6 protein-coding genes are annotated in these 11122 nt (G+C 42.5%); all 6 read right to left on the bottom strand.

What is annotated here, in order from left to right:
* Positions 1-396: 396 nt before the first annotated feature.
* The 6 genes from A3GG_RS0109445 to A3GG_RS0109420 all read right to left on the bottom strand — a co-directional run bounded on the left by A3GG_RS0109445 (position 397) and on the right by A3GG_RS0109420 (position 11119).
* Positions 397-3132 (bottom strand): hypothetical protein, encoded by a 2736-nt coding sequence (locus A3GG_RS0109445; RefSeq protein WP_018359050.1) that lies wholly within the window; start codon positions 3130-3132, stop codon positions 397-399.
* Positions 3133-3158: 26 nt separating this feature from the next.
* Positions 3159-5849 (bottom strand): fimbrial tip adhesin FimD, encoded by a 2691-nt coding sequence (fimD, locus tag A3GG_RS0109440; protein ID WP_018359049.1) that lies wholly within the window; start codon positions 5847-5849, stop codon positions 3159-3161.
* 42 nt (positions 5850-5891) lie between these two features.
* The gene (locus A3GG_RS0109435; RefSeq protein WP_018359048.1) at positions 5892-7484 is read right to left on the bottom strand and encodes a FimB/Mfa2 family fimbrial subunit; all 1593 of its coding nucleotides are present in this window, start codon (positions 7482-7484) and stop codon (positions 5892-5894) included.
* A 55-nt stretch (positions 7485-7539) separates the two neighbouring features.
* Positions 7540-8538: a FimB/Mfa2 family fimbrial subunit gene (locus tag A3GG_RS0109430; RefSeq protein ID WP_026215755.1), complete on the bottom strand. Its 999-nt coding sequence runs from the start codon at positions 8536-8538 to the stop codon at positions 7540-7542.
* A gap of 158 nt (positions 8539-8696) precedes the next feature.
* A complete protein-coding gene (locus A3GG_RS0109425; RefSeq protein WP_018359046.1) occupies positions 8697-10304 on the bottom strand; it encodes an Mfa1 family fimbria major subunit in 1608 nt (535 codons plus the stop codon).
* Positions 10305-10357: 53 nt separating this feature from the next.
* Entirely contained in the window at positions 10358-11119 is a 762-nt protein-coding gene (locus tag A3GG_RS0109420) for a tetratricopeptide repeat protein (RefSeq protein WP_428829145.1), read from the bottom strand.
* Between the last annotated feature and the right edge of the window lie 3 nt (positions 11120-11122).

Here is an 11122-nt window from a genome sequence, read left to right as displayed (position 1 = left end):
TTTCGCTTCAGCTCTCTTATTTAGCTTTTTATTTATGAGCGTTTGAAATGGTCTCCAATCAATGAGTTTGTCAATTTGCTCTAGAAACTCATTGCGTGCTCTAGAACTTCTCAATTCGGTAAACACCTCAGTAAATGAGGGTGCATTGTTGCTCGTTTGCTTGAATCCCATAACTATTGTCGCTATAAATCAATACTATATCCTCCCCTTAATTACACAATAAAGATACTAATAATCAATGATATACGCAATAATTTGAGACGGTTTTTCGTGCAACATTCTCATAAAACTGACAACTATACACCCAAGCGATCTGACTAGGGAGAGTATCAGTGTACAAAGAGGGTGCCATTCCGTATCGGATGGCACCCTCTATATATTCAGTCAATAAGCGTATTACCGATACGAGCCAATATTGATCTCAAAGATTGGGTTATTCAGCAAATCGCCCAAAGACTTAATCTCAGACCCATAAGTATATCCAGTATAATTCAACTTGAGATAAAACTTATCCTTCATCTGTCCCTCGTTAGAGAATTTCAGAGTAAAACGATGGAAGTATGCACTTCTTGAATAATCATAATCACCTATATAATAATTAGGATCAATATTAAACTCAGCGGCCGTAAACTTTCCCGGATTGGCATCATTACCATTGATATCGGCTGTCGCCAATAGCTCATAAGCAGGCTTTGGTGGATTCTGTGATTGGTACCATCTTGCCCCACCATCATAGTTTTTATACCAATAAAAGACGCGTCCAATGACCTCTACATGGCTTAAGCCGAAGACCACCGTCTTAGGAGTCGGAGCCGTTGTAGATGTCGACTCGACCTTATTGCTGAGCCACTCACTAACCGTCATAGTCTTATTCAGGGTATAGACCACCTTACCAGCAGTTGGATCAAAAGTCTTATAAGAGGTCAGAGTCAACGATTCAGCACCATAGGCATCAAGAAAACTTTTCGGCACATCAAAAATATAGTCACCATTAGTATAGCGAGTTGCTGTATTTACTTTCATCACAATTCCATACTTACTCAAGAGTTGGTCCGTATTGAGCGTCTCTCCCTTAAACGTAAATTCAAAGGTATCATTGTCCGTAAAGTCCGTCTCATATTTGCTAAGTGTAGCTGGATCCAAATACTTCAGATCAAGTATATTCTTATAGATAATAGTCTTTTGATCGGGAATCAACTCATCCTTATAGAATTCGGACGTCAATCGCACATCACCAGTACCCGCCAAAGGATTATTCACCTTAAATGGCAGTTCAACCCGACCTCTATCGGTCTCCTGTACGATGTACTTGTAGTAAGAAACAATCTTACCACGCTCCTTATCGTAGATATTCTCAATGGTCACATTCTTCTTCCCTGTTCCGTCATTCACAGGCGTAAGTCCGGGAGCCTCTATCAGCACCTCAAATGGAAAGGTAGACTTAGGAAAGACCTGCTCCTCATACACCCTAAAGGAAAGTATCTTTTGGTCAGATGTAGCTCCTGTCTTTAATTCAGCGTTAAATGGATAAGGGGTATTAAGTGTAATATGAACTGTGCGGGTAATGGGCACTGTAGCACCAGAGGTACCATCCACAGACGAAATCACGTTACCATCAGCATCATGAAGCTGACGTAAAGCGACCACTTCCACTGTAAATTCCTTAGTGGCATCCGTAGGGATAGAAAGCACATCAATCTCAAAGCCTGTCGGGGTCTTACGAAGACCTCCCATAAAAGGGTCATCACCTGCCGCATACTTATACCCCGATTCACCCTGATCATTTAAGTCTGTGACATTCCAAGAGGGGTAATACTTGAGGTACTTTTCATCGCCAGTATACAGGACATTGAAGGAGTAGTTTTTTTTCCTCACTGCAACAAGTTGAATAGGATCTACTGAAAGTGACAGAGTACCATCAGAAATCTTACCAAACTCCTGCAACTTAGTATCCGCAAATACATTATTGCCTGCTGGTGCTTCGATAGCTTCCTTTACAGTCTTGAATCCATCCGATTTGACACCATTGATATTGACCGTATAGTACTTATTCCTAAGGATAGGGAAGTAGGTATTGATCGACTTAGCATCCTTACGATCCACCAAGTCAATCTTGTAGTACCGCTCCTCCTCATTGATACCCTTAGCGTTATTGGTTCTAATACCCTTGATGATCAAGAACGTCTTATGATCCTCCTTGGTGTTGTCTTTTTCAAAAAGATAATAGGGCTCTGTCTCCTTGGTCGGATCATCAACTTTAGTAAAAGTAAGCGGAGAAGTTCCGTTGGCTACAGCAGACTCCTCATTCATCAACTTCATATCTACAGGCTTAGTAGCGAAGTTAGGTGGGAATGGGAACTCATAGTGGTAGAGAGAGGTCTCAAATGGAGCAATCGTACCACGGTCCGGCACGTTGCAGAAAGCATAACCAGTCAATTCAAATCGCTCACTTTCATTCAGGTCGTTCACCGCATCTCCCACCTTAATCGTCACCTTGGCATAGGTGCGCAATAGCTTCACCACTTTGTCCTTAAAGGTATTTTCATCCAGTTGGTCTGCCTCGTAGACACTCCAGAGAGAGAGGTTGCTGGGGTTAGAAGAAGCGCCATGCAGATCTTCATACTTATCTACCAGCGAAGGGTGGGTCATAAACTCACCTGCAGAAGTACCCACAGCATAATAATCCTGAGTAAATCCGGTCCAGTCGTGATTAGCCACGAAATGTACATAACGCTTCTTGCTACTCTTGATGAGAGAGACCTCGAACTGTCTGATACGGGTAATGCCATCTTGTAAATGGTCAGGAAGGAATTGACCATCTTTGTCAAGAGCTATATCCGTCGTTTCGCCTAACGTTTTTACATCCTCGCTATAGAGGAAGTTTTGATTTTCATCAAACACCAAGACTCTGAGACTCGTTACGTCTTCAATCTTCTCAATCCCGGCGCGGAGCTTAAATGACTCCAACTCTGACGAATTGATGGCTACGCGAGTAGTGAAACGCTCACCCTCCTTGACTGTAGAGTGGACATCAGGCTCCTCATTACGGCTATTCGAACAAGCAGATAGAGCAAATAGGCTCAATAAGAAAAGGAAAGCTCCCTTAGTTATGTTATTATATAATATCTTCATATCAATATTTCTTTATATCAACTTGCTTACTTCAAGCCCTTATCATCATGCATATACGTATCAAAGATACAACGTACAGGAGAAACTTGATAATCTTTTTTATCAACCCACTTGTAACCATCCCACTCCTCATAATCTTGATAAACATCATTTCCAGTAAGGACTGTATTCGATGTAAAACCATAAGCCGTACCGGTCTTAGCAGTCCAGTATGAACGACCATACATCAATCTCTTTGTAACAGAGTTTGGATTATCCTGAATAGCATCTATCAATCGTGCTTCAGCAATAGTAGGCACACGCCAACGCCCCTTATACTTAAAGGTTTTCTCAATTACTCGCCACTGATAAGCATTGGTCCCTCTATCCCAATAGTACTCACAATACTTGCCATCCATACCGTACTCTCCCTCGAAATAATTGTAGCACCTATCACCAGCCGTCTTATATGCTCTGGCATACATTTGATCATTAGTAGTGGGGGGTGTACCACCATATTGTTGCGGAGTGTGGTAGGGTTCTTTATTATCAAAATATGTTGATGACGGTCCATAAGGAGTCACATAAGCTCTATTAGTATAAGTATGATTAGACTGAACTGACACATCTAGTATTGATTCATCATACTGAGGTGTAATATTATTGGTCATTCCATGTTGCGTAGCGATGATAAACTCTGGGGACACAATATTCTGTGCCCAATCCTCCTTTACCGTCATCTGTGTTGTCTCGTCAAACGGATTTCCCACAGAATAATCAAGAGTTTGACCACTACCTAAATCAATTTTCCCAGGCACCTTAGTGGTAATTCGATTGAAGACATCATTTCTCTGAGCCTCTATAGTATCCGCCCCCCCATAGCTTCCAGGCAAACCGAGCGTACTATAATGTCTAAAATCCACATAATCATTTGTTGAATATCCCGAAACAACCCTTGATGTGCCACCAGCGAAACCAGGCGACTTGCGCCCAGTGACAAAGAGTGGTGGGTACTGGGTGACATGCACACTTTCAGAAAGAGGTTTGGTATTGTTGGGATCTTTCTGAGTCACTGTAAACTTAATCTGGAAAGGCACGAAGTTTACCGGAACAGCATGAGACACATTGAGTAGACCATCTTTGATATAATTATCCGTAGGATCAACTGTGGCACCATCCGCATTACCTCTTGGAGTTGGTTTCGTCAGCCCCTGTGCAGTAATCTCTTCCTCTGTCATCTTCTTCAAGGTTGTTCCTCCCTCCAATCCATACCTCCAGAAGCTATACGTACTACTATTTGGGTCAAACACCACCTTGTAGTAGTCACCACGTTGGTCGTAGTACTCGTAGAATGCTTCAGTGATCTTCACCTCAACAGGGAGGTCAGAGATATACCCAATAGCATACTTATCTACGTTCGCCATGATAGGCTTCAGCTCTTTCACCACGAGGTAGTGAGCTTGTGTCACTGTGCCATCCACTTTATCAGCCACCGGCCAAGGCTGTATCGCTATGTGCGATTTCACTTCGAGAGGGGTACCTTCATCCAGACTACCGAGCTGCTCAATTGAGGTCACCACATCATAGAGGTAGTTTCGCTCAATCTTGTGCAGACGCTCGTCTGACACTCCATCCATTGATTTACGGTAATTGATTGGTAGCTTGTAGTAATAATACTTACCAGGATCACCGTCATTTGCTTTTTCAGGAATCAACTTAATGCGTAGCATCAGGTAGGTCTCATCCTTGGAGTTACCCTTGAATGTCGTTGCAGAAGCATCCACCCAATTGCTTTCCCCCGCATAAAATGGATAGCTCGCATAAAAGTCTCCATTCCTTGTAGGAAATAAATTTGCTGGGAAATTTCGCTTAGGCATCGCACGATAGTCTGTCTCTGCCACCCACTGCTGGGCATAAGGAGCACCAGCAACTAAAGAAGTAGCATTGGTGTACCTCATGAGCTTGACAGAGATGTCTGGCCTATCACCTATTTCCACGACCTTATATGGAGTTTCAATACCATTTTGCAAATCCCTTACATTAATCTGGTCGACTCCAACGCGCAAACGTATCTTAGCTAGCGCACGCTTCAACTCCATTTTTTCAGGAACTGAATAAGACTCGTTTGTACCCCAAGAGATATTGGAGAGCTGCAGCATCCCATCCATAAGGAAATTGGGACGTGGCTCTTCCTTGGTATTTAGGTCAGCGTACTGTTCGTGCTTTGCTTGGAGCTGTGCTATAGTAGTAACCCCAGAGACAATATCACCCTCTGCATTAGCAATCGCAATGATCTTGACACTCTTATTCTCAATCTTGACGACATCAGTTTTTGCAACCCTTAGTGTGACTTTATAAGTACCATCTGTGGTGCTTGTGGTATTAGTAGGCTTAACGATCTCTCCATCTTTGTAAGACTTGATCAGATTACCCAAAGCATCGAAGATAAAGATATTGAGGTTATCAATCTTATTCTCATTGAGGATGTTGGGATCATAAAGAGACTGATCCTGATCGCCTGGCTCAGTACCTACTCCCCTTAGTGCGACACCTGTGTCAGAAGCACGCAAAACACCTGCTTCGCTTGGGGTAGCATTACGAATGGATAGAGGCAACTCCAGCAGATACCCCTCACCTGTAGTCGAATTAGTCGAATCGAGCTCATCTCGCTGATTGGTACAGGATGCCATCATGAGAAGCGCCAACCCAAAGTATAGTATATTTTTAATCTTATTCATCACGATATACAATTTTCAATCCATCTATTTTGAGTAGAACGATTAATTTCCTAAACCCTGCAAGATGGTTCTCTCCTGCTTGAAACGCCACTTCTCTGCCGATCCATCACCGATAAATCTATTGATGATATTACCCGAGCTATCAAAACCCAGATAAATCTCCTTGCCTTCTACCGTAATGTAGAACTGAGTGTACCTAGGCTCCTTCTCGAATGGATACCTCGGAGTAAGGGTCATGGTATGCCACTCTTCTACACCTGTTACAATACCTTCATTGATCAATCCTTTTACTTCACCATCAAGGATAAAGTCGCGACCATTAGTGATTGTAGCAGTCCAGATTGCACCCTTTGGAGCAGTAATCTTGAATTTGATAGTAACACTTGTCGGCTTATAATTGACGTCGTTAAGGATAACTTCCTCCAATATCTGCTTGTACTTTCTATCATCAGCACCAATTATCTGTAAGTCATACGCTGGTCTTGCATACGACATCTCGCTCTCCACCAACGTCCATGGCATCACCTTGAATTGGACATCGAGCTGCTTATTGTCCTCAGGAACTTTGATATTGTACATGTAATGGTGGTTGCGAATCACTGAATAGTTCGCGCTTTTCCCGACAGCAAAATCCATATAGCTACCTGAGAAATTGTCATTGGTGATCACAGGAATCTCATACTCTTTACCACTCTTCATCGTAATGGTGATAAAGTTGATACCATTAGTGGTATGATTAGCCCAGTCAGTTCCAGACTTAAACAAGCGCTCAGGCACATAGACCTTAGTTGTAATTGGCTTAGCAGAATTTGATGCATCTTTTGGAAACTCAAGTTCTTGAACAGTTCCAGAGTTATAATTCCCGTCGGGCGTCTCCATGAACGTGTAATCAGCCGCCACATTGTGATACTTGACCGACTCAATATCCTGCACTCCATTACCACTCAGAGTAAATGAAAGCTTAGCACAAGCACGCACTAGATTGACAGTTTTTTGAGTTTTATTAGACTGGTAATCATTGCCATAAGAGCTAATAGGTTTGAGCTGATGCTCGTTTACATCTCCCACAGTTGGGTGAAATGGCTTTGGTGCCATATAAGTACCGCCTTCACCCACCTCCTGGCTCTTGTAAACCCTCGCCATAGGCATAGCAGCACCTGAACCCTTGATGCCACTAAAAAATGTATCTCCCTTAAGTTGTTCCTTAACCAAGTAAGCCTCTACTTTAGTTCGTGTATCAAACTCCTCTACGCGATCAGGCGAACCCACCGGCTGATCAATATAGTTCGCAATAAAATAAAAATCGTAAGTACCGGGCTTGTCAATCTTAAGCTTGAATGAAGTAGCTGATGTAAAAACCGAACCCGCCAAGGCTGATGTAGAATTATCAAAAACAAAAACAGCTAAGCGCTCTACTCTGTCTTCAAAGTCAAGGTTGTCTTGATTAATCTGGGGAGCAGTGCTATCATGAACTCTCACCCCCCCCTGATGACTTAAGGCACTTCCAATATTGAAAGTAAAGTAGACCTTGTCGGTACTCACCTCTCTCGCATCCTGCAGGACACAACTCGGAAGGAGTGACAGCAGTGCAAAGAGAGCAAGCCCTTTGGTAAATAATGTATTGGTTCTATTCATGTCTATCCGCTTTAGTTTAATTCTCGTAGCCTATTCAGCACAAAGGTTGGAGAAATCAGATTTCTCCTATGTATTCGTAACTGTGCACCTGCCAATTATTCACATAGATAGCAAAACACATATATGTACCACAATTTAAGCACTTATCCTTAATCACCAACTCCACATTAAAGTCATGGTCGCAGGCGAGATTGACATTTGGGTTATTGTTGCCCAAGAGGATCTTGCCAATCAAGTCTAATCCCTTCTCACCAAGAAACTCTTGACCGGTCTTGGTATTAATGAGGGAAATCGTATTATTGTAACCGGTCTTCAAATCCATGAGGGTGAAGCTGGTCTTCATACTATCGTCAGTGTACGTAGTGCCAAAAGGCTTGTAATTGACTACCGCCTTCAGTGCATCTACCCCGAGAGGCATCGTGCCATCGATGTTAAGCGTCCCATTGGCGGACATGATGGAGACCACGAAATCCTTGGGGTCCAGTTTGTCCTTGACAGACTCATCAATCTTGACGGTGATATTAATCCTATTGGTCTTCTCCAATAGATTGATGGCAGTATGCTTATACAGCGATCCTACCTCTTCGGCATCAGGCATTACGACAATGCCGGACTCACCCTGCCATACCTTCTTTGTCTGAGGGAGAAGGCCAAATCCCTTATCATTTTTAAGCGTGAGCATCACTTCGCTCTTGGTCGTTTTACCTTTGGTAAACGCGCCTTTTAAGAACGTATCGTCCACTCCTGCCCATCCTATAAATGTATAGCTCCCTTTAGTTACGGGCACCAACATCTTATAGTTTTTGTCTAAGACAACGTTATTTTCAGAAACAACGTTGTACAGATTATTATTTTCATCAAACGCAAAAAGATACACCGTCTGAGCACCCTCCGCACCCAAGAATGTAGAATCTACGGCACAAGGCGTCTTAGAGTAATACCGAACATATACCCCTTGGGGGCACTCTGATAGATCTTCGTATATAAGGTTACAACCACCGAGTAGTACTCCTAGTAGAAGTACAGTCATCATTAGCTTGTTACGTAAATTCATTGCTATAGTTATTCGTTATTATAATAAAACTAAAACCCGTTTTATACTTACATAAAAAATAGAGGAGGGATGACCCAATACCTGAGGTAACACCCCTCCTCATAACTTACTTAAATGATTAGTAGCATCGAAGTAAAAACTTGTAGCTATACCACTAATTAGATGCTAAGGTCAATGTCATATGAATGAACCTTCCAAGGGAGCACCTTTACATCAACAGACATCCAAGTCTCCGGAGTAGAAAGTGGATCTTCTGGCTTCACTGGAGGAGTATCTGGCTCATTTGGATCATCTGGTTTTGGGTCTGGATTCTCTGGATTGTCTTCTGGCTTATCTGGATCATTTGGAACCAATGGATTCCAGTTCCAACCAAGACTCTTGAAGCCAGTAATATTGATGTGGTAAATATTATTACGTAGGACAGGTGAATTTAGCCATTTAGCTGGATCAATCTTATCTGGATTCACCCATGCCCAATATAGAACTTTTCCTTTCACATACTTACGAACCTTTTGACCTTTCACACCACCCGTTTCTGGATTTAGAGCATTTTCTAAAGTTGAATAGAACTTATCATTGTCACCTACATAGAAATCTGAACCAGAAACATATGCCTCAGTTTTGTCAGCAAACTTCTTAGGCGTAAACTGAGCTCTAATTAGGACATAAACAGAATTACCTTTACGGAAACCAGTATTTTCTCTAGTATCACCCATTACGTGTGTAGTTGGCAAAACGAATTCACCCTTTACTTGTCCTGCGATTAACTCAGTATCATTAACTGGAGCAGTGAATTTAGAACCAAGAGGAGTGGCATTACCATTAATAGCTTTGCTAGAATTATATTCTCTCCAAAGTCCTGAATAGTCGTATACACCAATAGCTTCTTTGTATGTATCTGCTACCGGTACAAACTCAAATTTGGGAGTCACGAACTTTGGCTTCTGCTGTAAGAAGAGAGCTGATTCACTCTGTCCAACAACCCACTTAATATCAGAAATCTCTCCCAACACCTCGTTAGAATTCTTGTCTGTAATATTAAACTTTTCTGCCTTAGTGGTAACCAAGACTCTGGCAGCAGCACGTTTTACCTCAACGCTGTATCTGTTTTTGTCTTGACCTGCACCAGAAGCCAAGGTTTCGTTTTCCTTGACATTGTCTACTGCATCAAAGGAAACTTCTTTGCTATTGGTCATCACTATACGGTCATAACCATCTGAATTAACCGCTGCAATTTTGTCAGCAGAAGTACTCACCCCATATGGAGTTTTACTTTTGTCAATAGAATTCTTTAGATTATATGCTTCTTCAGCATAAACTTTTTTAAATGCGGCAGGATCTGTAAGAGCTAATTTTTGCTCCAACTCATCAGTCCCATTAATGAGAACATAAACAGTTTTAGTTCCTGCAGTGGTCTTAATTGCCTTCTTGGGAGTAATGACAATCTGCTGATTACCATCTCCTTGAGTAGGAGTAATTGTAAAATCTGTCTTGGAATATTTTCCAACAGATACAACATTGTTATCAACGATGTAAACAGCAACCTTATCGATTACATCTTGACCTGCCCATTCTCCAATGTAATTGTGCTCCTCCTCATTCTCATTGATCTCAGCTCGCAAGGCACTGCCATTAACCGAGATACTCACACTCGCATAAGTGTTACCTTCAGCTGTTGGTTCTGGTCCCATCTTCTCTTTCGAGCAAGAAGACATCCCCATGATTAGAGCAAGTGAAAGTGCTCCAATGCTAAAAATTTTCTTCATCTCTTTTGTTTCGTTAATTGTTAAATACTATATTATATCTGCTTATTATATTGTCACTCTGATAACTCTTTGAGATTTGCCATAGCTTCAGACGATCCAAGCTCTATCGCCTTATTGAAGCAATCGATAGCACGAGCGGTATCTCCGAGCTTGGCATAAGCCACACCCATATTATTAAGGGCTGCTGCGTTATTGGAGAGTTTGCTGAGACGGTCGATAGCAGCCTGATAGTTACCACCTTCGATATCCGCTGCGCTCGCATTGATGATAGCAACCGGCTCATTGGGATAGAGACGTGCCGCAATATCAAATACCTCCTTAAACTCCTTACTCTCCGCTGGATAGCTCTTAGCTACGAGGTACATCTCGTTTAGACTCAAGAGCTTTGGATTGGTCTTGATAACCTCCCTTGCCTCATGCACACTAAAGGGGCGCACATTGTAGGCTATCACATACTCGGTACGACGGAGTGACGGATAGTACACATTCAGGAGCTCGCTGTAGGTCTTACCGCCATCGATAGCCCTTAGTTTGGCGTCACGAGCATCAGGATTGGATGTAGTTGCAATCACATCAAGCACCTGAGACTTGGTTGAAAGAGAGGACTTGCTCACCGCCTCCTCTAGTCCCTTCCAGTCTTCTCCATGACCTGCCACCNTNAACTGGCTCTTCTGTACCCCATGTGCTGAGACAAGATACTCGGCAAAAGCATTGGCTCGACGACCGGCAAGCGCACGATTACTCTCAAAGTCCCCCTCAGGAGAAGCGTAACCCTCGATAGAGAACTCTGTAATGGTGAGATCCTTATTTTTCACCAC

Source organism: Porphyromonas levii DSM 23370, from assembly GCF_000379925.1.
GTDB classification, from domain to species: Bacteria; Bacteroidota; Bacteroidia; order Bacteroidales; family Porphyromonadaceae; genus Porphyromonas_A; species Porphyromonas_A levii.
Note: the sequence above shows the minus strand (reverse complement) of the source record. Positions and strands in the feature narration are given on the sequence as shown.

Bases quoted from the DNA above. Each gene is read 5' to 3' on its own strand.
- A3GG_RS0109445 (WP_018359050.1), bottom strand. From the start codon at position 3,132: ATGAAGATATTATATAATAACATAACTAAGGGAGCTTTCCTTTTCTTA.
- fimD (WP_018359049.1), bottom strand. From the start codon at position 5,849: ATGAATAAGATTAAAAATATACTATACTTTGGGTTGGCGCTTCTCATG.
- A3GG_RS0109435 (WP_018359048.1), bottom strand. From the start codon at position 7,484: ATGAATAGAACCAATACATTATTTACCAAAGGGCTTGCTCTCTTTGCA.
- A3GG_RS0109430 (WP_026215755.1), bottom strand. From the start codon at position 8,538: ATGAATTTACGTAACAAGCTAATGATGACTGTACTTCTACTAGGAGTA.
- A3GG_RS0109425 (WP_018359046.1), bottom strand. From the start codon at position 10,304: ATGAAGAAAATTTTTAGCATTGGAGCACTTTCACTTGCTCTAATCATG.